The following is a 22,374-nucleotide window of genomic DNA, read 5'->3' as shown; positions in this document are numbered from 1 at the left end:
CGGGGGATGGCGAGCGATGAATGACGCCGCCGTCCCTGCCTGGACCTGAAGACGCGTGCCCCGCGGCACGATGTCGCGGGATCACATCCGGCTCGTGAAAAAACACCGCACTGACGTGTGGCTCTCGACCGCGTACCACCAGACCACAATTAATGTCATTTCGTCCTTCCCGGATCGCGCCGCCTGGGCCGCGCCGTCCGATCGCCCCGATTCATCGCGGGCCTCAGGCAGTATCCCAGTCAGTTTCAGGAACGCACCAGGTAACCCAACAGATTCACCACGCGCCCAACGCCGCGCTTCTCATCGACTTCGATAACGTAACGATGGGAATCCGCTCCGACCTCCAGACGGAGCTGAAGAATCTCCTCGCCTCGGACATCATCAAGGGCAAGGTCTCCGTCCAGCGGGCGTACGCGGACTGGCGCCGATATCCGCAATACATCGTGCCGCTCGCCGAGTCCTCCATAGACATGATCATGGCCCCGGCGTACGGCTCGGCGAAGAAGAACGCCACGGACATCCGTCTCGCCATAGACGCCCTCGAGCTCGTCTTCGTCCGCCCCGAGATCGGGACATTCATCCTTCTCTCCGGCGACTCCGACTTCTCGAGCCTCGTCATCAAGCTCAAGGAATACGGCAAGTACGTCATCGGCGTCGGCATCCGCGAGTCGTCGAGCGATCTGCTGGTGATGAACTGCGATGAGTACTACTCGTACACCGCGCTGGCCGGACTCGTGAGGTCGGGCGAGGAGGAAGTGGTCAAGCACGATCCCTGGGAGCTCGTCAGCGAAGCCGTTCAGCGCATGAAGCGCAACGGCGACGTCATGCGCGCCGATCGCCTCAAGCAGGTGATGCAGCAAATAGACAGCTCGTTCGACGAGAAGAACGTCGGCAAGGCAAAGTTTTCCCTGTTTGTCTCCGAGGCGGCGAAGCGTGGACTCCTCACGGTCACCAAGCTCGAGAATGGACAGCTCGAGGTTGACGTTCCGCGTGCCGGCTCAAGTGGTCTTCCGGCCGGACAGGGCACTCCCGCCGCGCCTGCAGCATCGGGAGTGGCTGCTGCCGCTCCCGCCGCCGAGGAAGGCGATGATCAGGATCGTGCCCGTCGCGGGCGTCGTGGTGGACGCGGACGCGGTCGTGAGGATCGCGGATCGCGGGAGACGAAACCCGATGCGGCCGCGGCTCCGGCAGCTCCGCAGGAGACCGTCGCGGCAGCCGAGCCCAAGTTGCGTACGGCCGCGCCTGCTCCGCAGCCGGCAGCCAGGCGTGCGGCGCCAGCCGTCGCTGCCGATGGGATCGGTGCCAGCGGTCTTCGTCTTACGCGCGATGAGGCGTTCGATCTCGTGCGCCGCGCCGTCGCTTCGGCGGCAACCGGCGACAAGGTCGCACCAGCGGCGAAGGTTCGCAGCGCGGCGAGATCGCTTCTCGGTCGCGACAGCGAAAGCCTGAGCGAGCGCAACTTCCTGCGCATTCTTCACGATGCGCATGACGCCGATGTGGTGGATCTCCGCCGCAGAGGCGCCGACTACGAAGTTGCCGCGTCGGTTGCCGCACCGACCGTCGAGCTACAACTCGAGGCGGCGGCAACCGCCAACGCTCCGGCGCCGAAACCCTTCGTTCCTGCTCCTCGCGGAATGGGTGCTCGTGGAAGCGGTCGCGGACTGATGGGTGCCAAGGCGGGCCCTCCGGCGAATCTGCTCGATGTCGGTGTAGTCGGTCCGAGGGTCGTCGCTCCATCAGCGCCCGCTCCGACTGCCGCTCCGACCAACACGGCCAAGCCTGCAGCGGACGCCGAAGCAGTCGCGATCGTCGAAGAGGCTTCGACGCCATCAACGGCGAAAACCGGCCGTCCCGTTCGCAAGCGCGCAGGCGCTGCGAAGAAGGCAGCAGCGGCGAAGCAGCCGTCCGCGAAGGCGACAGCGGGGCACACGAAGACCAGCGGCGAAGCTGCCGCCCCCGTAAAGCGCGCGCGCACCGCACGCAAGAAGACCGCGGCGAAGTCGGCCGCGGGCTCTTCGGATACCTAGCAGCAGAATGGAGAAACCCCGCGCGAATCCCGCGCGGGGTTTTCTCGATTCCCATGGGTCGCATACTTCCGCGGGCATTCTACGATCGTGAAACCGAGATCGTCGCGCGCGAGATGCTCGGCATGATCCTCGAGTGCCGCACGCCCGATGGCACGGCGAGCGGCATCATCGTCGAGACCGAGGCGTACGTAGGCGAGCACGATCCCGCCTGTCACGCCGCCGCCGGCCTCACGGGGCGCACAGAGCCCCTCTACGGCCGCCCGGGACTCGCTTACGTGTATTTCATCTACGGCGTGCACTGGTGCTTCAATGCCGTCACCCGTGCCGAGGGCCTGCCGAGCGCCGTCCTTGTCCGCGCGCTGGAGCCGGTGACCGGATTGGAGCTGATGCACCAGCGCCGCGGCCCGCGCGTGCACGGCGTGAATCTCACCAACGGCCCGGGAAAACTCTGCGCCGCGCTCGGCATCAACGGCAGCATGAATGGATTGTCTCTTCAGCGCGACTCATTGGTGCTGCGCGAGGGCCGCGGCGTCGTGGCGGATCAAATCGAGACGACGCCGAGGATCGGAATCACCAAAGCGGCAGACTGGCCGCTGCGTTACTTCCTGCGGGACAACGCGTGGGTCTCCGGCGTCTCGAAGCAGAGCTCGCGCCGGTCGGAGGCCGCGTGACTCAGCGCCCTCGACCAGACGATCAACGGATTCCTTCGCGGGCCCCGCTGAAGTTGTAGCGCACGCCGGCTTCGAAGAATCCGAGCGAGCTGTTGTTGAGCAGGAAGCGTGAGTTGCTCGGCACCACCGATGCCTGTACGAAGACGGCAGCGCGGTGGAACTGCGCCTGCGCCCCTGCCATTCCGAGGAATGCGGACTGGCTGCGGCGCTGGTCAATACGATCGTACACGGCGTCGTCAATGCTCTGCTCGCTGGCGGTCGCAAGCGGCACAGCGTCGCCGACGACGTTGATCGTAAGGCCGAGTCCGGCGTACGGGCGCACGATTCCGAATCTCTTCGGGAACGCGAGAGCCGCGAAGCCGATGCGGCGCAGCTTGTCCACCTGCACCTCGCGGAAGCTTCCGTCGGCGGACGGATCGAACACCCCCGAGCGCGCCGACAGGTTCGACTCGTCGAGCGACACGTACAGCGCGCCGTGCGTGCGCGTGATGAGCCATTCCGCGCCGTAGGTCGCCGCTGTCTCATTCCCGCCGAATGCCGGCGAGAATGTGGAGACGCCGCCCTTCACGCCCCAGAACCAGGAATCTTCGAACTCGCGAGCTCGCTGAGCGGATGCGGTCGCCGGAACGAGCGCCGCGCACAGAAGGCCGGCAGTGAACAGTCTCGTCTTTCGCATTCTAACGATGCCCCTGCCGGCGAATCTTGACTCCGCCGGCCGTTGGTGCGACCGGGGAGAGTCACACGATTCTCAGATTATTCCGAGCTTCCCTCCGACGCTCCTGAACGCGGCAATCGCCTCGTCAATGTCGTCGCTCGAATGGGCCGCACTCAGCTGGCAACGGACGCGCGCCTGGCCGTGCGGGACCACCGGAAACCCGAATCCCGTAACAAAGACGCCTTCCTCCAGCAACATGTCACTCATGCGGATGGCGGTGGCCGTCTCTCCGACGATTATGGGAATGATCGGGGTCTCCCCGGGCAGAGGTTTGAACCCCGCTTCCGTGATCTGCTCGCGGAAGTAGTTGGTGTTCTCCCTGAGTTTCCTTACGCGCTGGGGGTGCGCGTTCAGGAACTCGATGGACGCGAGCGCACTTGCCGCGACGGTCGGCGGGAGCGCATTGGAAAACAATTGTGGTCGCGACCTTTGCGTCAGCATGTCGCAGAGCGACGCCGGTCCCGCCACGAATCCACCGGCAGCTCCGCCCAACGCCTTGCCAAGCGTTGACGTGATCACATCCACCTCGCCCACCACTCCGTAATGCTCGGCCGTGCCGCGCCCGTGCTTGCCAAGCACGCCCGTCGCGTGCGAGTCGTCCATCACCACGATCGCGTCGTGCTTGCGCGCGATCTCCAGAATATCCGGAAGGTTCGCAATGCTCCCCTCCATCGAGAACACGCCGTCGGTCCATACGACTCGCCGCCTGGCGTCGCGCGCGCTCTCCAGCTTTGCGGTGAGGTCGGCCATGTCCGAGTGCGCATAGACTCCCGTCGTGCACCTGGTGATGGCCTTGGCGAGACGGAGCGAGTCAATGATGGACGCGTGGTTCAGCGCGTCGGAGACGACGAAGTCACCCTGCTCGACAATTGACGCGGTAAGGCCTTCGTTGGCGTTCCACGCCGAGACGTATGAAAGCGACGCCTCGGTGCCGACGAGAGCGGCGATCGCACTCTCCAGTTCGCGGTGAATCGTGAACGTCCCGCAGATGAAGCGCACGCTTCCAGTGCCGGCGCCGTAACGCTCGAGTCCTTCGACCCCCGCCCGTATCACCGACGGCTCGTCACAGAGACCCAGATAATTGTTCGACGAGAAGATGAGGACTTCTCCGTGTCCTTCCATCTTCACGCGGGCGGACTGCGGCGAATCGAGATAGTTGAGGCGCTTGTACACGCGGTCGGTCTTGAGCTGCCCGATGCCCGCCTTCAGCTCGTCGTCGAATCTTCTGTTCAGTGCCACGACTTTCCCCTTATGCGATTTCGAAGATGACCTTGCCCGCGTCGCCCGACTTGATCGCCTGGATGGCGGCGTCTGCCTCGGACATCGGGAACCGGTGCGTGATCACCGGTGCCGGGTCGAACTCGCCGGCGCGCAGGAAGCGGGTCATCTGATGCCATGTGTCGTACATGCGGCGACCGACCACTCCGTAGATAGTGATGCCTTTGAAGATCACTTCCTTCGGCAGGTCCAGCTCGATCGGCTTCGACGGTATTCCGAGCATCTGCACCCGGCCGCCGACGCGCACCAGCGCAAGCGCCTGATGTATCGCCGCGGGCGCGCCGGACATCTCGAGCACGACATCAACGCCAAGCCCGTCGGTGTGGGCCTTCACCACCGCCTCCGCCTGTTGCGGCGTGACGACATCGTGCGCGCCCATCGCCTTCGCCAGCTCGAGCCGCTTCGGGTTTACGTCGGAAGCTATCACGCGGGACGCGCCGGCCGCGCGGCAGATTCCCACCGCGAAAATGCCGATCGGGCCACATCCGGTGATGAGCACCGTTGCGCCTGGGATATCCGCGGTCAGTGCAGTGTGGAACGCGTTGCCCATGGGATCGTGGATGCCGCCGATGTCGTAACTGATGGCGTCATCGAGGTGCCATACGTTTGTGGCGGGCATCGCGATGTACTCGGCGAAGCAGCCGTCGCGATCCACGCCGATGATCTTCGTGTGCGGGCATACGTGAGCGTTGCCCGTGCGGCACAGAAGACAGCGGCCATCCACGATGTGGCCCTCGGCGGTCACGCGGTCGCCCTCGTTCACGTCGGTCACGAGACGTCCCACCGCGACTACGTCTCCAGCGAATTCGTGTCCGACGACGAACGGCGGCTTGCAGCGTCCCTTCGCCCAGTCGTCCCAGTCGTAGATGTGCACGTCGGTGCCGCACACTCCGGCGCGGCGAACGCGAATTAGAACTTCATCGTCTCTTATTCGCGGCTCGGGCACGTCGCGCATCACGAAGCCGGGCCCCGCGGATTCCTTCACCAGTGCTTTCACTGAAACCGATGCTCCAGGTTATTGTGGCGCGTCAGCTGCGACCGTTCGGCGCGTGAACGCGCTCGTAAGCTGACACCGATGCGGGAAGGATGGAAGAGAACGCATTTGCAAAAACTCATTGCGCACAATTTCGGTTGCTTCTATATTCGCGCAAGGTTACGAAAGCATTGCATGCATTGTGCTTTCATAACCAGGCGTGCCGGTCCGGACGCTTTGCAGAATCGCCGGTTCCACCGGGGGCGCGGCGAGAGTTTAACTCCACACGGAGAGTCAAATGGCAGCAAAGAAAGCACGCAAGGCAGCCAAGAAGGGCGGTCGCAAGGCCGCGAAGAAGGGCGGCGCGAAGAAGGCCGCGAAGAAGGGCGGCGCCAAGAAAAAAGCAGCGAAGAAGCGCCGCTAGTAGCAGTCTGCCAGTGTAGTGACTGGCAGCACTGAATTGCAAGAAAGCCGGCCCGTGAGCCGGCTTTTTTGTCGCCTGTCACCAGCACCGACACGGCGTCGTCACCGGGAGTAGCGCGCGCTCGCCAGCTCCACTATCCGATGGATCAGAGCCGGAAACTCCATTTCATCCTTTGCTGCCGCGGTGGTAAACTCCGCGTGCTGCTCCAGATAGCAGTTGGGATTCACCTCTATCACGTAGATCTCTTCCTTGTCGTTCACGCGCAGGTCCACGCGGGCATAATCGCGGAGCCGCAGCGCCTGGAATGAGCCCACCGCGACCTTCTGTATCCGCTCCGCGAGATCCGCGCTGAGGTCCGTCGGAAAGACCGCCCTGGTCCCTTCGAACTCCGCTCCCTTCTCGTCGCCGTCATCGCCCCACTTGGCCTCCCAGCTCGCGATCTTCGGCCGTCCTTTCGGATAACCCGAGAAATCGAGCTCCATGATCGGCAGCGCTTTCACATCGCTGTTCCCGAGCAAGCCCACGTAGAACTCGCGCCCGTCAATGAACTCTTCGGCCAGCACCGGGCCCTTGTATTCCTCCTGAAGCGAGCTGATCGTCTTGAGCAGCTCCTGTACGTCGTTGACGATGGACTTCTGCGTGATGCCGAGCGACGCGTCCTCCTGCGGCGGCTTGAGGATCAGCGGAAAGCTGATGTCACCCGCCCAATCCACCGCACCGCGGAAAACGGTGGCGAACCGTGCAGTGAGAATGCCATGAAAAGTGAGAACCTTCTTGGTGAGTGTCTTGTCGCCCGCCATGATCAATCCCGCCGGGCTCGATCCAGTGTACCGCAGGTCGAGAAGATTGAGCAGCGCCGCAACGTTCGACTCGAGCGCGCTTTTTCCCGCGAAAGACTCGGCGATGTTGAATACGAGATCGGGCCGGTCGCTCGTGAGTGCCGCCACCAGCGGCTCGACCTTGTCGTCCACCGACAATCGCCGGCATTCGTGTCCACCGGCCCGCAGCGCTTCCTCCAGTTGTTCGAGCACCGGGTCCACTGGCGGCTCGAGAGCATCCTTCGTATGCAGCAGCACGACGTTCATCGGCTTCCCTTGTGTCGCCTGGAGACGGAGCTCGTGTGGCGGTAGTTCATCATCACGGCGGTGCCAAACGCCGTGAGCTCGATGAGCGTGGATGCCTCGAAACCACGCACCCGAAGGTCAAGCAGGGCCGCGCGCGTGCGGAGGAAATCCACGAACTGGCGAACCGCCGACGCGCTCTCGCCCGTCCAGTACGCGATGCGTCCCACTATCTCGCGCCGGTGCGCCAAGAGAAAGTCCGGCGCCCGCTGTCCGTCGCGTGATTCCTCAGCGGCTGCGAAAATATTCTTCAGATCGCCGTCGAAGATGGCCGAGTCGGAGATCGGGATCGCGACGGTTGAATGGCGGTAGTGATCCTCGAGCGAGTATCGCATCGCATCCACCGGAAGGTCGTCCTCGGTGGGCACCGGAATCTCCGGGCTCTCGCCGGCGACTTCACTCATCACGCGATCCACGTACTCGAGCTTGGCGAGCGCGGGCCAACCAGCGTACGCTTTGCGCCAGTCGAGATCCGGAGTCAGCCACACCGCGAACGATTCGGCGAAATCCTCGTCGGGATGCTTTTGCGCGTACCAGCCGAGTATGTGGCGGACGTAATCGTGAGAGAACGGATCGGCGCGGTAGCGCTCGCGGTAACGACGGGAGTATGGGCCGAACGTCTTCCGCCAGTCGGACCGGTCGTAGAGACGGTACGCGTAATTGAATGCGTGACCGGCTTCATGCCTGAGGAATCGCATGGACTCCTGGTCCGATTCGATCCCTTCGGCGAAATCGTCCTCGATGCGCTCGAGACGCGGGTCGGCGAGATAGAAGGGAACGCCGATGAGAGGAGTGCCGTCGGGGCAGCCCCATTGGTCGCTGAGGTATACCGGAGGCCGGAATCTGAGACCTCGCGACTCGAGCTCGTCATAGAGCTGATCTACCATCCGCTCGACCCGGCTGCCGCTGATGGACAGTCCGAGCTCGGAGATCTTTCGCCCCATGAGGCTCTGGCGCTCGCCTTCCCAATCGGCGAATGACTCTTCCACATCGCGGGGAAGGGGCAAGGCCCGTACCGTCCGGGAGTTGGTCGGGCTTTGGGGTCGCTCTGCCTATTCTACTATTGCCTATTCTACTATATAGAAGAGAAGGGAGGGATCAGCTTCGGGTAACGGGTAACGGGTAACGGGTAACGGGTAGCCGCAGGCAAGCCACCTTTGTTGCTGCGTCAGCGACCGGCTCCGGCGCCGGTCCCCAGATATACTCCGCGATGATCGGACGCTCCTCTGTCCGGTCCCCGCGCGATATGATGATCCCGAGAGGCTCCTCCGACTCGGGGACTTCACGAACTTTCTTCATGTTCCTCTCACAGGTTGCGAGCCGAAGCATACGCTCGGCACACCTCCCAAAGGCACTCCTGGTGCCAGAAGTGTCGGATATTCCAAGTCGTTGATATTTCATGCTTTATGATCCAACGGGGCGGGCAGGTGGTCCCTTTCTGTCGTAATTCGACACACAGAAAGTGGACAACCTGTGTTAAAACGACACGCGGCTCAGGCGACTGCCTTGCGGGCGACGAAGCTTCGGGAGGTATTGCCGTCGTCGAGGACCGAGATCGTCCAGCCCTTGTAGCTCCGGCGCAGCTCCGAGAGCGAGGGCTCGGTCTGGCTGGCGATGATGGTATCAACCAGATGCACTCCGCCATCACGGGTGGCGCTTTGAAGAACCTCGATTACGCGCGAACGCTCGGCCGCGGTCAGCCCGGCAAACGCAGCGGGGGTGCAAACGACAGCGTTGAGGAGTTGATCCGGCGCCCACTCCTTCAGGCCAACGGGTAGAGTGTCCACCCGGCCGGAGAGCATGGCCGCCTCTTCGGGCTTCAACGAGACTTCCGCCGCAGTGTCCGCGGAGTCAATCGCCGTGACTGAGCAACCCTGCGCGGCGAGGTAAAGGGCGGTGTTGGCAGCGGCCGGCCCGGCGACGAGGACGCGCGACTCGGCCGGAAGATGAACCTCACGCGCGAGCGCGCTGTCGGCTCGAACTCCCCACCGCTCAGGGCGGCGGAACTCTTCCTGCTCCTTGAGCCGCCTGAGCTCCTTCTTGCGCCACGTGGCGTAGGTCGGAATCCGGCGACGCTTGCGAATAATGCGGTCCACTTCGTCGCACAGCAGCAGCTCGTTCATCGCGAACTGCGGCTGTGATTCCAGCGACGCGACGGCTTCATCGCCAATTTTGAGGAGTGCCGTGCGCGAGACAGAGTCCTTGTAAGCCTCGATCTCGTTTTCCACGAACAGATCGTATTCGTGCTTGAGCGATCGTGGTGCCGATTGGTCCATCAGTTCGGGACGGAGGTGATACGTGCTCCGGACGCGTGCGAGGAAGCTAGAGAAACACGCGCTCCGCGCAAGAGTTTTCTTCAACTGCAATCAGAGGGAAATGCCCGAGCTACCTGAAGTCGAAGAAGCGATGCAGCGACTGCGAACAGCCGTCGAAGGCAAGACAATCGCGAAGGCGATCGCGCTGCATCCCGCGCTCAAGCGACAGTTCTCCGACGCGACCGCGCGACGATTGCGTCAGCAGCGCATCGTACGAGTCGAGCGCCGGGGAAAGCATCAGCTCATTCATCTCGCGAACGGCTCGATCCTTCACGCGCACTTCAGGATGAATGGCGACTGGCTGCTGAGCCGGTCCGATGAGCCGCTCGACAGATTCACCCGCGCGGCGATCGATCTGACCGATGGAACTCGAGTCGAGCTCCACGACAGCCGCGCGCTCTCGGCATTGTCGCTGCATCCGAAGGGCCAGAATCCTCTGCCGCCGCTCGGCGCGGAGGCGAACGATCCGTCACTCGACGGGGCGCATCTGCGGCGAGCGCTGGCCTCGCGGCGCGGTCCCATCAAGCCAACGCTGATGGATCAGAAGGTGATTGCGGGTCTCGGGAACATCTACGCCGCCGAAGCGCTGTGGCGCGCGCGGATCAGTCCGCGTGCTGTCGCGAACACAATCAGTCCCGCGCGTCTCGAACGGCTCGCCGAGGCGATTCATTCAGTGCTTCGCCCTGAGCAGCGGCCGCCAGGCCGTTACACCGACACCGAAAATCGCGGCCGCTTCCAGGTTTACGACCGCGAAGACGAGGCCTGCTCCAGATGCGGCACGAAGATCAGGCGCATTCCGCAGGCTGGGCGGTCAACCTGCTACTGTCCGAAGTGCCAGCGATCGTGACGCCGGACCTGCTGTCAGTCGAGTGCCTGAAGCAGCGCGCCCTTGATGTAGCCGGTCTCCGGGATCGTCAGCACCTCCGGATGGTCCGATGGCTGGCCGCGCATCTCCCGCAGCGCGATCCTGCGCCCGCTGTCGGCCGCCGCGGATTCGAGCATCTCGAGGAAGAGCGCCTTGCCGATGTGAAAGCTGCAGCTCGCGGTGAACAGCATTCCACCTGACGAGAGCAGTCGCATCGCGCGCATGTTGATGTCCTTGTAGCCACGGAGCGCGGCGGGGATCGAGCTCCGCGTCTTGGCGAACGCCGGCGGGTCGAGGACGATCGTATCGAACCGCGCGTCGTCGTCTTCCTTCTCCTTCAGGAAATCGAAGGCGTCGGTCTCCACGAAGTCTATGTTCTCGATTCCGTTGAGTGCCGCATTCTGCTTCGCGCGCTCGATTGCCTGGCTCGATGAATCGAGCGCGGTCACGTGGTCGGCGTTGCGGGCAAGATGCAGAGCGAACGATCCGTGGTAGCTGAAGCAGTCAAGCGCCATTCCGCGCGCGACTTCTCCGGCGAGACGCCGGTTCTCTCTCTGGTCGAGGAATGCGCCCGTCTTCTGCCCCGTCCACGGCGCGGCCGCGTATCGCACACCGTATTCGTCCACTTCGATCTCGCGCGGAACGTCGCCGTGCAGGAGAACCGTCTCTCGCGCAAGCCCTTCCTTTCCCCTCAGCGCAGCATCGTTGCGGGCGAGTATGCCGTCCACGCGCGTGACGTGAAGAATTGCATCCACGATTTCCGCCCTGAACGCCTCGAGCCCGGCGCTCATCAGCTGCACCACCGCCCATCGGTCGTACCGGTCTACCACCAGCGACGGCAGGCCATCGGCTTCGCCATGCACGACGCGATATGCGTTGGTCACGGTGTCGAGCCCCACGCGTCTGCTCGCGGCGCGCTCGATGCGGTCGCGCCACCACTCGCCCGTTATCTCGATGTCGGTATTGGATTCGATGAATCGGAGCGAGATCTCCGAGCGCGGGCTCCATAGTGCCCAGCCAAGCGGCCTGTTCCTGCTGTCTCTCACCAGTACGACGCCCGCGTCGGAATCCGGACGCTCTGCCACGTCGCTGCGGTAGATCCACGGGTGGCCCGATTCCCATCGACGCAGCCCTTTCGTCGTGACCCTCGCCGCGTTTCGCATGAAGTGAATCTAACCGCGCCGAGCCGGGGTTCCGGGAGTCATCCGGATCACGTACGCTTCTTGCCTCATTGGTCCACATGCTCCGTTACGCTCCTTTTCTGGTGGGCGCCGCTGCCGGCGCTCTCTATGCCCGCGAGCGCCGCGCCCTCAACCGGGTCGAGCGGCTCGGCGCCGCCGCGCTCGAGACATTGCTTGACGCGATAGACGCCAATAACGCGGTTACCGGTGCCCACGTGCGCAGAGTCGCGGATTATGCGCTGATCCTCGCCGACGCCGCCGATCTCGATGAGCGCGAGCAGAACAGTATCGAGCGCGTCGCGCTGTTCCACGATATCGGCAAGATTGACGGCGCGCTGTCGGACATCGTCGACGAGACGACGGCGCTGACGCCGAAGGAGAGGAAGGCGGTGATGACTCATCCACGTCGCGGCGCCGAGGTGCTCGCTCCCCTGGCGGGATTCTATCCGGATCTGCCGGAGGGCGTGCTGGCGCACCACGAGCGGTGGGATGGCAACGGATATCCCCGCGGACTGCGCGGCTGCAGAATCCCGCTCGCGGCACGAGTCGTCGCCATCGCCGACACGTTCGATGCTGTGACGCATGCCCGGCCGTACAGCCGCGCGCTCTCGCGCAGCATGGGACTCGAGATAATCGGCGCGGGACGGGGCAAACAATTCGATCCCGACCTCGTGGACCTGTTCCTCAGCCCGCCGGTGGTGGAGGCGGTCGAGGAGTCCATGCGAAAGTCTCATGCACCGCGAAAGGCCGGCGGCAAGCGCCGTGCCGGTCGGCGCTCGGGGAACGCACCTGATATCAATTTCCGGTGGCGGAGCGCAGGTCCGGCGCGCCGCTAGCCGCCAATCTCAGTATCACAGCCCCCGATCACCGTGATCAGCTCCTGTGCGGCAAGCATCGGATCGCTGACCCCGAAGACCGCAGCAATCGCCGCCACCCCCGCGGCGCCCGCATCCATCACGAGCCGCGCATTCGCCGCATCTACACCGCCGATTGCGACAGCGGGCAAACCCACCAGCGCCGCAAGCCGCGCGAACTCCTCAACTCCAATCGTCTTGCCCGCATCGCTCTTCGAGCCGGTGCCGAATACCGGTCCGATCCCCACATAATCCGCGCCCACCGCGTTCGGCACCTCTTTGTCGCATCCCACGGACGCTCCGACGATGAAACCGGGCGGAGCGAACGCGCGCACGGCGCGAACGGGAACATCGTCGGCGCCGAGGTGCACACCGGCTGCCCCGGCGGCGATCGCGACGTCGGCGCGGTCGTTGATGATTACCGGCGCGCCCACGGACTTCACCAGTTCGCGCGCGAGGCCGACGAGATCACGGGGTGCGACATCCTTGAGACGGAGCTGAATGCATGTTGCTCCGCCGCGCACTGCGGCAGCGGCGCGCGTGATGAGGCCGTTCTGTCCATCGCGAACGTTGTCGGTGATCGCAATCAGGCGAACGATGCGCGGATCCATCATCTGCCCGCCGCGCCCCGCACGGCTTTCACCGCCGCCTCATGTTCTGCGAGCGTTTTCCGGAATTCGTGGTGGCCATCGGGCGCCGCGACGAAATACAGATATGGAACGTTCGCCGGAAACAGAGCCGCGACGAGACTCGGTCCACCGGGCGACGCGATGGGACCCGGCGGAAGACCCGGATACTTGTACGTGTTGTACGGCGAGTCCACTTCGAGATCCTTGTTCAGCAGTCGCGGTGTGTGCCTGCCGAGCGCATACTGCACTGTTGGGTCCGCCTGCAGCAACATGTTCGCGCGGAGGCGGTTCATGTACACACCGGCGATGACCGGGCGCTCTTCCTCCTTCTTCGCCTCTCTTTCGACGATCGAAGCGACCGTCACGACCTGGTCCCGCGTGAGCGACAGCTGCGCGAGACGCGTGGTCCACTCGGGCTTCCACTCCCTCTCGAACCGCTTAACAACTTCCAGCACCGCCACCCTCGCGGTGGTGCCGACGGGGAAGGCATACGTGTCGGGGAAGAGATATCCCTCGAGAGTCTTCCCCGGTGCGCCGACGCGCGCAAGCACGAGCGTGTCTCTGACCGCGGCGTTCACGGAATCCATGGGGACGTGCAGCGTCGAAGCCAGCAGAGGCACGATCTGAATGAGCCCGAACCCCTCGGGAATCGTGATCGTGTTCACGAGCCCGTGCCCGCCATTCAGCGCCCCGACGATGTCCGGCCACGGTGTTCCACGCTTCAGCAGATATGTCCCCGGCTTGATGTTGCGGTCGGCCTGCTTTACGCGCGCGTACAGCCGGAAGAAGAACGACGGCCCGACGAGACCCGCGCGATGCAGCGAATCCGTGGCGGTCGCGAAGCTCGCTCCCTTCGGCACGATCACACGGATGGGTGCGCCATGCGGGGTGGGAACACACGCGAGCAATGCAAGCGCGAGTGCACCGGGTACGATGCGGTGGATCACGTCGTGACGTTGAGCACGCGCTGCAGAATAATGGCGGCGGCCATCGAGTCAACGTCGCCCTTCCGGCCGCGCGTGGATCCGTCCATCTCCCGAATCGTGCGGAGCGAGGCCGCGGTGGTGTATCTCTCGTCCACGAATCGGACAGGCAGCCCGGTACGTTTCTCCAGTTCCGCGCCGACCCTTCGCACTTCGGCTGTCCATGGCGTCTCATTCCCCTCGCCGTCAAGCGGGAGCCCGACCACGAATCCGCGCGCCTCGAGTGCGTTGGCACGGCGGATGATCTCGGCGATGGGAGCGCGCTTGCCCGCCCGCCGCCCGATGAACCCGGCGGGCGAAGCGATCATTCCGAGATCGTCGCTGATTGCCAGTCCGACGCGTTTCTCGCCGTAATCCACCGAGAGAAAACGGGCCAGCGCCGGATTCACGCTCCGCCCTGCGCCATCTGCTGGAAGAACTCGGTGTTGTTCTTCGACTTTTTCATCTGCCGGAGAAGAAACTCCACTGCTTCCGCTTCCGGCATGTCGGCAAGGAATTGTCGCAGCAGGAAAACCCGGTTGATCTCCGCCTGCGAGAGAAGCAGCTCTTCCTTTCTCGTTCCGGACTTGAGTATGTCAATCGCCGGAAAAACGCGTCGGTCGGCGATCTTCCTGTCGAGCACGAGCTCCATGTTGCCCGTCCCCTTGAACTCCTCGAAGATCACGTCGTCCATTCGCGAGCCCGTCTCGGTGAGCGCGGTGGCGATGATCGTGAGCGAGCCGCCTCCGTCAATCTTCCGCGCGCTGCCGAAGAATCGCTTCGGCAAGTGAAGGCCCGCTGCGTCCACGCCTCCCGACAGGATCTTGCCCGACTGCGGTGCCACGGTGTTGTGTGCGCGAGCGAACCGGGTGAGCGAATCGAGCAGAATGACGACGTCCTTTCCACTCTCGACGAGCCGCTTTGCCTTCTCCAGAACCATGTCGGCGACAAGGACGTGCCGCGCCGCGCCTTCGTCAAACGTCGAGCTGATCACTTCCGCGCGCGTCGCGCTCCTGATCATCTCCGTCACTTCTTCCGGCCGCTCGTCTATCAGCAGTATGATCGTCGTGACTTCCGGATGATTCTCGGCGATCGAGTTGGCGATCTTCTCGAGGAGGATCGTCTTGCCGGCGCGCGGTGGCGAGACGATCAGGCCACGCTGTCCCTTGCCGATCGGCGCGAAGATATCCACGACCCGCATGGATAAATCGCCGTCCTTTGACTCGAGGCGCAGCCGCGTGTCCGGATAGCGCGGGCGGAGACTGTCGAATGGAATGCGGGTCTTGATCGCTTCCGGGTCCTCGCCGCTCACGCTCTCGATCTTGAGCAGCGCGAGATACCGCTCCCACGCCTTGGGCGGCCGAACCTGTCCGCGCACCAGGTCGCCGGTGAGAAGGCCGAACCGCTTGATCTGCGATGGCGAGACGTAGATGTCGTCGGGTCCGGCGAGATAGCTGTAGTCCTGACTGCGCAGGAAACCGTAACCTTCGGGGAGGATCTCCAGCACTCCTTCGCCATGCAGCGCGATGTCGGAGTCGAGCAGGTTCTGCTCGATCCTGAAGATCAGCTCGGGCTTCGCGGCAACGGCCGTGTCGGGGATCTTCAATCCCTCGGCCATGTCCTGAAGCTCAGTCACTGTTTTGCGCTTTAGCTCTGCGATGTCCACGATGAACGCGCGATGCGGAACGAAGTGTCCTGGCGGGAATGAGCGATGCCGGAGATCCGGCGTGTCGGTAGCGGGGGGAAGTGCGTTGAATCGCCGGGCACGGGCCCGAGTGTAGTCGAATGTCTTCTGGGCGGAGCGGCCGTGGCCGATGAGGCGAACCTAACGGCGCACGGAAAAGCGGTCAAGCATCAGAAATTGAGATATCGCACACGGTGCTTTTTGATGTCGGCCATCAGTGCCGTCAGCTCCGCCCGGACCCTGGCAATCTCCGCCGCCAGCGCCGTGTCCGACCTTGCATGGGTGATGCCGCCGGCTCCGGCATAGGAAGCCCTGAGCGAATCAATATCATCACGAACCCGCCCGATTGCAGAAAAAAGGGTGGAATCCCGGCGAAATCTTCCCACGTTGCCGTTCCCCGACGAAAGCAGAAGCATGATCGAGTCTTTCGCCGATGTGATACGGGCAAGGCGGGCGGCGATGTCGCCGCGTGCCGCGAGACCGAGCGTACCTTCGCCGCTGGTGGCCTTGGTCATGATGCCGGATATGCTCGCCGTCACCCCGGCGATCTTCGGAATCCCGGCGCGCGTTATCGAGCCGACTTCTCCGGCCTGGGAGTTGAGGAGCGTCACGACCCGCGCCCCCGTATCGGTGAGCGCGCCAAGCCGGCGGACCAGCGCGGCGACGCGGTCGCTGACCGGCTTCATTGCTCCAGTGGACCTGGTGACGAGAGTGTCGCCGTTCCTGAGAGCGGGCGCCGCCGATGTGCCTGACGCTATGAATACCACGGGGCTGCCGATGAGGTTGCCGCCGGGACGGATGTCCGCGTAGGCGTCCCTTCGGATCAGGTGGAGTCGGTCGGACATCACCTCCGTGTGGATCGCCAGCCGCCGCAGCGTATCGGTGGTGACGGGTCTGAAATGCACGTCCTTCACGAGTCCGATCTTCTCGCCGGAGAGCCAGACTTCGGTTCCGTTGAGGATGCCCGATGCGTCGTCCGTCAGCACGAAGATGTTGCTCGTATCTCCATGCAGTGCGCCGACGCGCGCGAACATGAGGACGGACAGCGCGAGCGCGGCGATCACCGCGAACGCGATCAATCCGGTCTTGAGCTCTCGCCAGCGGAGGGTTCGCGCCATGGGCGAAAGCTAGCTCTCGCGGAGACTGCCACAATATCAGGTGGCATCCGTTGCGCTTCCTTGTAACTTCGACCCCGTGAAACACGTGAGAAACTGGCTTATACTGGCCATGCTGACGGGGAGCGTCATGGGCGCCGAGTCGGCTGGCGCTCAGCGCCAGAAGCAGGAATCCCCGATAAGAGTGTTCCTCGACTGCCAGGCGAATGGCTGCGACTTCGATTATTTCCGCACCGAGGTTCCGTTCGTGGACTACGTGCGCGATCGCAAGGACGCGTTGCTGCACGTCCTGGTGACCACACAGGACACGGGCGGCGGCGGAACGGAGTATACCTTCAACTTCATCGGGTTGAAGGAGCTGGCGGGGGCGTCGGACACACTTCGGTATGTCTCGGCGAATTCCGCGACGAGCGATGATCGTCGGAAGGGAATCGCGCGCATTCTCAAGATGGGCCTGGTGCGCTACGTCGCGCACACGAGCGCCGCGGACCGACTGGAGATCTCGTACGTGAAGCCGGCCGCGGACGCCGCAGCCGCAGCCCCTTCGTCGAAGGATCGCTGGAACTACTGGGTGTTCAGGACCCGCGCCGGTGGCAACTTCAGCGGAGAGAGCTCGCAACGCTTCATTAGCGTCAATGGCTCGCTTTCCGCCAATCGCCTGACGAAGGAGTGGAAGGTCAACACCAGCGTCAGTGGCAATTACAACGAGAGCAGCTTCACGTTCAGCGAGGGCGAGAAGTTCACGAGTTACTCGCGGTCGTACGGCGCGAGCGAGCTGATCGTGAAGGCGCTGACTGACCATTGGTCGGCGGGACAGCGGGCGTCGCTGACGTCGTCCACCTATCTCAATCAGAAGCTGGCGACCCGGGTGGCCCCCGCGATCGAGTACAACTTCTTTCCGTACTCCGAATCCACCCGCCGCTCGCTCACTCTCCAATATTCCGCCGGAGTGAGCTCGTACCGGTATCGCGACACCACCATATTCGACAAGGTGTCGGAGGTCCGCCCCGATCAGTCGCTGGTTGCGTCAATCAGCATGACCCAGCCGTGGGGCTCGGTAAGCGGATCCATCGAGGGCGCGAATTTTCTCGATGACTTCAGCAAGCGGCGGCTGGTGCTCTTCAACAGCCTGAACGCGCGGCTGTTCAAGGGGTTCAGCGTGAATCTCTACGGAAGCGTGTCGTTCGTGCGCGATCAGCTCTACCTGCCCAAGAGCGGAGCGACCGACGAGGAGATCCTGCTTCAGAGACAACAGTTGGCCACGTCCTACAGGTACTACGCCGGCGTCAGTCTCACATACACGTTCGGATCCATCTTCAACAACGTCGTGAATCCCCGGTTTGACGGCGCCAGCGGGTCGTTCTTCTTCTACTAGCGCTGTCAGTGCTGGTCTCCGGAATCGTTCCGGTAGATCGCCCCGTCCTTCATCACGAACCGCACCTGGCGCAGGGACGAGATGCTTGCGATGGGGTCGCCGGCGACCGCGATGATGTCCGCGCGGAGGCCCGGCGCGATTCGGCCGATCATGCCGTGCATGCCGAGCACTTTCGCCGTGACCGATGTCGCCGAGCGAATGACGTCGGACGCTTTCATCCCGTACTCCGCCATGAGCTCGAGCTCGCGCGCGTTATCGCCGTGCGTGAAGACACCGGCGTCGCTGCCGGTGCAGATCGTCACCCCCGAAGCGAGCGCGGCGGTGAAGGATTTGTGCTTGCGCGTGACAGCATCGGGGACGGGATCCACTCCCTTGCGCCAGCCTCTGTATGATTGGACTGCTTCCGTCGCCGTGAGCGTCGGGCAGTAGGCCGTCCCCGCCTTCGTCATCATCGCGAACACTTCCGGCGTGCCCTCATCGCCGTGCTCAATCGTCCTGGCGCCGGCGATCACCGCCCGGCGCATCCCTTCGGCGGTCGATGCATGAACCGCCAGCTCGCGCCCGGAATCATGCGCGGTCGCCGCAGCGAGCCTCATCTCGTCGAGCGAGAACGTCGGGCGCGCCTCACCGTTCGGGCCCCATCGGTAATCGCCGTACAGTTTCACCCAGTCCGCGCCATGTCCGATCTGCTCCCTGATCACGCGCTGGAGAGCCGGCCCGTCCGCTTCATCGGCGCCGAGCGGGGTGTCATAGGAATACGCTGTTCTCGACGGCGCGTAGGAGCCCGTCGCTACGATCGCTTTCGACGCTATCAGCAGACGCGGCCCGGGAATGATCCCGTTCGCGATCGCCTGCCTGAGACCGGCGTCGGCGTAGCTCGCGCCTTCGGTCCCGAGGTCGCGTACAGTCGTGAATCCCGCCATGAGTGTGTTGCGGGCATGAGCTGTGGCGCGGGCGACGCGCAATGCAAGCGGTTCCTTCAGAACCTGATCATCCCATGGAGTCTCGTTGTAGGGATGGAGGAAGAAATGCACGTGCGCGTCTATCAGGCCGGGCAGCAGCGTCGTGCCCGGCAGCTCAATGCGACGCGCGTTTTGCGGGACGCGCGAAGCATCCGGCGGCCCGGCGTAGGTTATTGAATCGCCCGATACCGCTACTATCCAGCCGCGGTGGGGAGTTGGGGACACCCCGTCGAGCACTCCGGCAGGAGCAAGAACCCACGAGATAGAAGGCTGCTGCGCCCGAACCGGGGTCGACGCGACGGCAAGAACGACAATTGTCGAGATACGACGCAGTGCTCGCATTTGACTGGGATGTTGAGTCCGGTTCAGACTACTCCTTCAATACGCGCGTGTCCAATCCGCTTCTTCAATTTCCTGTCCGGAAGCTCCAGACACTCTCCGCCTCATGTCTCTCCCCTTTCGAGTCGGTGAAGAAATGGTAGAAGACGACGGTGTAGTCGGTATTCGGCTGAAGAGCGGGGGTGGGGGTCAGAGTATACTGGTTGTCGAAGGTCCGGAACACCATAAACGAGGGCAGCGTCGTGCTTGAGCCCGTCTGCCGGATGTTGAACCTGGGTTCATAGTCGTTCACGGGCAGTATAGGCGCATCGAGCTCAACGCTCATCACGACTGAGACCGGGACACCAGTGGCGCCGTTTGCGGGAAAACGCGACACGATATTCGGTAGACTCCACTCTCCGTACCGGAAAGTGAATTTCATTATTGAGGTAGTCGGGTTTCCGGCACGGTCCAGCGCCCGCTCGTCGATCGAGATCGTATACGGAACCAGCGATCTGACCCGCGAGGCCGGACGGACAGTGACGACATTCGTAATCGTGTCGGCCAGAAGCGCTGTCGTGAGGACCGACTGAGATGTCGAGTCGATCCACCTCAACCCTGTCAGATCCCCCATGCGCTCGCTGAAGCGCACGGTCGGAAAAGTCCCCATGGGAATCGTGGCGCCGTTCGGAGGCGTGAACTCCAGAACCACAGGAGGTACGGTCTCCCTTACGGTGAACGCGAAACTGTGCGCGGCGGCAAGTGGGTTGCCGGCGACATCCTTCACGCCCGTTGTCACGGTCGTGATTACTCTGCGCTCCGAAGGCAGCGGTGGAGAGGCGCTCCACGTCGCGATGCGCGTATTTCGGGCGTAGGAGACGATGCCCGGCAGGACCGCGCCAGAAGCTGCATCCTTCATCGTGACAGTGGAGGACGTGATCGAGGCTGAATCCATCGGCTCGCTGAACGTGACCTGCACCAACGGAGTAGCGCTTACGTTGACTGCACCGTCCACTGGGGTCGCTGATAAGACTCGGGGAGGTGTGGCATCAGGCGCGAATATTGACGCGGCCACGGAAAGCTCGGAGACAACCCCTGCCGCCGACTGCGATGAGACGTTGTAGACGTGCGTCGCGGACTGAGGCGCAGTCGAGTCCACAAAGGAGAGTGTCTGAGAATCGCCGATCTTCAATCCGTCGCGATAGACGCCGTACGAAACGATTTGTTCCGCCTTCGGCCGCGCGGCCCATTTGACTTCGATCTGTCCCTTCGAGGCAAGGGCAACGGACACGTTGTCAGGCGGGTTGGGAAGCGACGGAGATGTCGTTTCACTGCAATTGACCGCGCCGCCGAGCAGAAATGCCGTGACCAGCGTGATCGTGCCGCGAGAGCGCAGTGCGCGCGCCTTCATTTGAACACCAGAGTTCCGCCCGCTCGAACGGGAACTGCGGACTTGATGACTGTTCCATCTCCCAGCTGCCCTCTGTGATTGAGACCCCAGCAGTACGCCGCACCATCGAGTGAAACGGCGCATGTGTGACCCCAGCCAGTCGCGACAGATCTGAACTTCATACTGCTCGATATTGGCGTCGGCGATTGCGCGTCCAGCGTCGATCCATTCCCCAATTCTCCCGAGAGATTGGATCCCCAGCACACGATCTGAAGGGTAGTGGTCACGCCGCAGGTGTGAGACTTCGGGGAAAGATCCACTCGCAGGGGACTTGCAGCTCCGACCGAAACGGAAAGGAACTTGAAGTCGGACGGGACGCGTACTGGACTCGAGCGGCAGGGCGTCCATACGAATCTCGTGTAGCACTGATCATCCGACGTCGCGCCAAGCTGGCCGTTTGTGTTCGCTCCCCAGCAGTAGACGTCGCCGTCAATGCTGACGGCGCACGTGTGGTCGGACGACGCGCTGATAGACTGGAAGAACTGTCTTATCGGCAATTCCGGCAGAGCGTTCTGATTCGTGATCTGGCCACTCGACTGCCGGTACGCAGCCCCGCCCCAGCAAAATGCGACGTGGGCGAGATCAATTCCGCAGGTGTAGTCGTAGCCGAGCGACAGCGTAAGGAATCGCGCGTCCACCTGCAACGGAGTCGGGGAGAGCGCACCGTCTCCCCAGCAATACATCGCTCCTGCCGGTGTGAGTGCGCACGTGTGACCGGCACATATCTGGTCGGAGCATTCCGACGCGAGGTTGGTGACAGTTCCGCTGGCTTCAATCCGCGAAAAAATCTCCCCGCCGGGGACCTTCGTCGGCGTGGACCTGTCGGTGAACCTGCTTCCGTCGCCGATCTGTCCGTTGCCCGCGTATCCCCAGCAATACGGGCCGGTCGCGGTCATTCCGCAGGCGTGCTCCCAGCCCAGCGTTACAGATGAAAACGTGAGGCCGCCTGCCACCTTGCGGGGTGTGGTCAGAGGAGATTCGCGTGATCCAATTCCTGCCTGCCCGAGCGAATTGTCGCCCCAGCAGTAGAGCCCGTCCGTGGTTGTAATCCCGCAGGTGTTGAACACGCCCGTGCGGATCGTGCCGCCCCCGTTGATGACGGTCACCAGCGTTTCTGCGTCGCCCTCGGACGAGATGGCTCGAATTGTCGCTGAGCCGGGCTTCATTCCTCTGACGACTCCGTTCGCGTCTACGGAAACTGTCGCGGCGTCGGAGGTTGACCATTTGAGCGGCTCGGCTGGAACCGCATTGTTGGCGAGCGCCGAGGGAGAAAGCCGGATGCTGCTTCCGGTAAAGACTGTCGGCGCCTCAGGTGTGAGGCTGAAAGCGATCTCAGGTTCGGTTGGGGATCCTGAATCACAACCCGCGAGCGCGAAGACCAGTACGGCTCCAAGAGCGAGGCCTTGCCAGGAGCGTACGGCAAGTCCGCTCTTCATCTCTCTGTTGACAGACATG

General features: G+C 63.3%; 21 protein-coding genes. 6 read left to right on the top strand and 15 right to left on the bottom strand.

Translation table 11 applies throughout. The features are described from left to right. The first annotated feature begins 152 nt into the window (after positions 1-152). The gene (locus tag Q7S20_05230; protein MDO8501222.1) at positions 153-2,027 is read left to right on the top strand and encodes an NYN domain-containing protein; all 1,875 of its coding nucleotides are present in this window, start codon (positions 153-155) and stop codon (positions 2,025-2,027) included. A gap of 53 nt (positions 2,028-2,080) precedes the next feature. Further along, positions 2,081-2,698 (top strand): DNA-3-methyladenine glycosylase, encoded by a 618-nt coding sequence (locus Q7S20_05225; GenBank protein ID MDO8501221.1) that lies wholly within the window; start codon positions 2,081-2,083, stop codon positions 2,696-2,698. A gap of 22 nt (positions 2,699-2,720) precedes the next feature. Here Q7S20_05225 and Q7S20_05220 read toward each other — a convergent pair whose 3' ends face one another. The 3 genes from Q7S20_05220 to tdh all read right to left on the bottom strand — a co-directional run bounded on the left by Q7S20_05220 (position 2,721) and on the right by tdh (position 5,688). After that, positions 2,721-3,374, bottom strand: coding sequence for a hypothetical protein (locus tag Q7S20_05220; protein ID MDO8501220.1), 654 nt, complete (start codon positions 3,372-3,374; stop codon positions 2,721-2,723). Between the two features lie 72 nt (positions 3,375-3,446). Further along, positions 3,447-4,652 carry a glycine C-acetyltransferase gene (locus Q7S20_05215; protein ID MDO8501219.1) on the bottom strand — a complete coding sequence of 402 codons (1,206 nt, stop codon included), beginning with the start codon at positions 4,650-4,652 and terminating at the stop codon, positions 3,447-3,449. Positions 4,653-4,662: 10 nt separating this feature from the next. Beyond that, positions 4,663-5,688, bottom strand: a complete 1,026-nt coding sequence (gene tdh, locus Q7S20_05210; GenBank protein MDO8501218.1) for an L-threonine 3-dehydrogenase — start codon at positions 5,686-5,688, stop codon at positions 4,663-4,665. 274 nt (positions 5,689-5,962) lie between these two features. Here tdh and Q7S20_05205 point away from each other — a divergent pair, with 274 nt between their 5' ends. Further along, the gene (locus tag Q7S20_05205; protein MDO8501217.1) at positions 5,963-6,088 is read left to right on the top strand and encodes a hypothetical protein; all 126 of its coding nucleotides are present in this window, start codon (positions 5,963-5,965) and stop codon (positions 6,086-6,088) included. A 101-nt stretch (positions 6,089-6,189) separates the two neighbouring features. Here the strand turns inward: Q7S20_05205 and Q7S20_05200 are convergent, their stop codons facing one another. From Q7S20_05200 to Q7S20_05190, 3 genes are all read right to left on the bottom strand, one after another. After that, entirely contained in the window at positions 6,190-7,173 is a 984-nt protein-coding gene (locus Q7S20_05200; GenBank protein MDO8501216.1) for an ATP-grasp domain-containing protein, read from the bottom strand. Further along, the gene (locus Q7S20_05195) at positions 7,170-8,216 is read right to left on the bottom strand and encodes a hypothetical protein (protein MDO8501215.1); all 1,047 of its coding nucleotides are present in this window, start codon (positions 8,214-8,216) and stop codon (positions 7,170-7,172) included. Before Q7S20_05195 ends, Q7S20_05200 begins: the two co-directional genes overlap by 4 nt. Before the next feature lie 486 nt (positions 8,217-8,702). Continuing rightward, a complete protein-coding gene (locus Q7S20_05190) occupies positions 8,703-9,485 on the bottom strand; it encodes a hypothetical protein (protein MDO8501214.1) in 783 nt (260 codons plus the stop codon). Positions 9,486-9,585: 100 nt separating this feature from the next. On the opposite strand from Q7S20_05190, the gene mutM reads away from it, so the two are divergent. Then, complete coding sequence (gene mutM / locus Q7S20_05185) at positions 9,586-10,371, top strand: bifunctional DNA-formamidopyrimidine glycosylase/DNA-(apurinic or apyrimidinic site) lyase (protein MDO8501213.1); 786 nt, start codon at positions 9,586-9,588, stop codon at positions 10,369-10,371. Positions 10,372-10,385: 14 nt separating this feature from the next. On the opposite strand, the gene Q7S20_05180 is transcribed toward mutM, so the two are convergent. Continuing rightward, a complete protein-coding gene (locus Q7S20_05180; GenBank protein ID MDO8501212.1) occupies positions 10,386-11,552 on the bottom strand; it encodes a class I SAM-dependent rRNA methyltransferase in 1,167 nt (388 codons plus the stop codon). A gap of 77 nt (positions 11,553-11,629) precedes the next feature. On the opposite strand from Q7S20_05180, the gene Q7S20_05175 reads away from it, so the two are divergent. Continuing rightward, positions 11,630-12,406: an HD domain-containing phosphohydrolase gene (locus tag Q7S20_05175; GenBank protein ID MDO8501211.1), complete on the top strand. Its 777-nt coding sequence runs from the start codon at positions 11,630-11,632 to the stop codon at positions 12,404-12,406. On the opposite strand, the gene thiE is transcribed toward Q7S20_05175, so the two are convergent. The 5 genes from thiE to Q7S20_05150 all read right to left on the bottom strand — a co-directional run bounded on the left by thiE (position 12,403) and on the right by Q7S20_05150 (position 16,817). Next, the gene (thiE, locus tag Q7S20_05170; protein MDO8501210.1) at positions 12,403-13,038 is read right to left on the bottom strand and encodes a thiamine phosphate synthase; all 636 of its coding nucleotides are present in this window, start codon (positions 13,036-13,038) and stop codon (positions 12,403-12,405) included. The two genes, Q7S20_05175 and thiE, sit on opposite strands and share 4 nt — an antisense overlap. Beyond that, on the bottom strand, positions 13,035-14,000 hold the full coding sequence (mltG, locus tag Q7S20_05165; protein MDO8501209.1) for an endolytic transglycosylase MltG: 966 nt from the start codon (positions 13,998-14,000) through the stop codon (positions 13,035-13,037). The genes thiE and mltG overlap by 4 nt, the downstream gene beginning before the upstream one ends. After that, on the bottom strand, positions 13,997-14,425 hold the full coding sequence (ruvX, locus tag Q7S20_05160) for a Holliday junction resolvase RuvX (protein ID MDO8501208.1): 429 nt from the start codon (positions 14,423-14,425) through the stop codon (positions 13,997-13,999). Before ruvX ends, mltG begins: the two co-directional genes overlap by 4 nt. Beyond that, positions 14,422-15,681 (bottom strand): transcription termination factor Rho, encoded by a 1,260-nt coding sequence (gene rho / locus Q7S20_05155; GenBank protein MDO8501207.1) that lies wholly within the window; start codon positions 15,679-15,681, stop codon positions 14,422-14,424. Before rho ends, ruvX begins: the two co-directional genes overlap by 4 nt. A gap of 188 nt (positions 15,682-15,869) precedes the next feature. Continuing rightward, positions 15,870-16,817: an MlaD family protein gene (locus tag Q7S20_05150; GenBank protein MDO8501206.1), complete on the bottom strand. Its 948-nt coding sequence runs from the start codon at positions 16,815-16,817 to the stop codon at positions 15,870-15,872. A gap of 85 nt (positions 16,818-16,902) precedes the next feature. On the opposite strand from Q7S20_05150, the gene Q7S20_05145 reads away from it, so the two are divergent. Next, entirely contained in the window at positions 16,903-18,189 is a 1,287-nt protein-coding gene (locus tag Q7S20_05145; GenBank protein ID MDO8501205.1) for a hypothetical protein, read from the top strand. Between the two features lie 5 nt (positions 18,190-18,194). Here the strand turns inward: Q7S20_05145 and Q7S20_05140 are convergent, their stop codons facing one another. The 3 genes from Q7S20_05140 to Q7S20_05130 all read right to left on the bottom strand — a co-directional run bounded on the left by Q7S20_05140 (position 18,195) and on the right by Q7S20_05130 (position 22,373). Beyond that, positions 18,195-19,493, bottom strand: a complete 1,299-nt coding sequence (locus tag Q7S20_05140; GenBank protein ID MDO8501204.1) for an amidohydrolase family protein — start codon at positions 19,491-19,493, stop codon at positions 18,195-18,197. A 64-nt stretch (positions 19,494-19,557) separates the two neighbouring features. Next, positions 19,558-20,880, bottom strand: coding sequence for an Ig-like domain-containing protein (locus tag Q7S20_05135; protein ID MDO8501203.1), 1,323 nt, complete (start codon positions 20,878-20,880; stop codon positions 19,558-19,560). After that, complete coding sequence (locus tag Q7S20_05130) at positions 20,877-22,373, bottom strand: Ig-like domain-containing protein (GenBank protein MDO8501202.1); 1,497 nt, start codon at positions 22,371-22,373, stop codon at positions 20,877-20,879. Before Q7S20_05130 ends, Q7S20_05135 begins: the two co-directional genes overlap by 4 nt. Position 22,374: the final 1 nt, after the last annotated feature.

The sequence above is a fragment of the Gemmatimonadaceae bacterium genome (assembly GCA_030647905.1).
In the GTDB taxonomy this organism is placed as follows: Bacteria; Gemmatimonadota; Gemmatimonadetes; order Gemmatimonadales; family Gemmatimonadaceae; genus UBA4720.
Note: the sequence above shows the minus strand (reverse complement) of the source record. Positions and strands in the feature narration are given on the sequence as shown.

Excerpts from the sequence above, each read along its gene's own strand:
- Q7S20_05205 (MDO8501217.1), top strand. The coding sequence starts at position 5,963 with ATGGCAGCAAAGAAAGCACGCAAGGCAGCCAAGAAGGGCGGTCGCAAG.
- mutM (MDO8501213.1), top strand. The coding sequence starts at position 9,586 with ATGCCCGAGCTACCTGAAGTCGAAGAAGCGATGCAGCGACTGCGAACA.
- Q7S20_05225 (MDO8501221.1), top strand. The coding sequence starts at position 2,081 with ATGGGTCGCATACTTCCGCGGGCATTCTACGATCGTGAAACCGAGATC.
- Q7S20_05180 (MDO8501212.1), bottom strand. The coding sequence starts at position 11,552 with ATGCGAAACGCGGCGAGGGTCACGACGAAAGGGCTGCGTCGATGGGAA.
- Q7S20_05220 (MDO8501220.1), bottom strand. The coding sequence starts at position 3,374 with ATGCGAAAGACGAGACTGTTCACTGCCGGCCTTCTGTGCGCGGCGCTC.
- Q7S20_05140 (MDO8501204.1), bottom strand. The coding sequence starts at position 19,493 with ATGCGAGCACTGCGTCGTATCTCGACAATTGTCGTTCTTGCCGTCGCG.
- Q7S20_05230 (MDO8501222.1), top strand. The coding sequence starts at position 153 with ATGTCATTTCGTCCTTCCCGGATCGCGCCGCCTGGGCCGCGCCGTCCG.
- Q7S20_05175 (MDO8501211.1), top strand. The coding sequence starts at position 11,630 with ATGCTCCGTTACGCTCCTTTTCTGGTGGGCGCCGCTGCCGGCGCTCTC.
- Q7S20_05130 (MDO8501202.1), bottom strand. The coding sequence starts at position 22,373 with ATGTCTGTCAACAGAGAGATGAAGAGCGGACTTGCCGTACGCTCCTGG.
- Q7S20_05200 (MDO8501216.1), bottom strand. The coding sequence starts at position 7,173 with ATGAACGTCGTGCTGCTGCATACGAAGGATGCTCTCGAGCCGCCAGTG.
- Q7S20_05135 (MDO8501203.1), bottom strand. The coding sequence starts at position 20,880 with ATGAAGGCGCGCGCACTGCGCTCTCGCGGCACGATCACGCTGGTCACG.
- thiE (MDO8501210.1), bottom strand. The coding sequence starts at position 13,038 with ATGATGGATCCGCGCATCGTTCGCCTGATTGCGATCACCGACAACGTT.
- Q7S20_05190 (MDO8501214.1), bottom strand. The coding sequence starts at position 9,485 with ATGGACCAATCGGCACCACGATCGCTCAAGCACGAATACGATCTGTTC.
- Q7S20_05150 (MDO8501206.1), bottom strand. The coding sequence starts at position 16,817 with ATGGCGCGAACCCTCCGCTGGCGAGAGCTCAAGACCGGATTGATCGCG.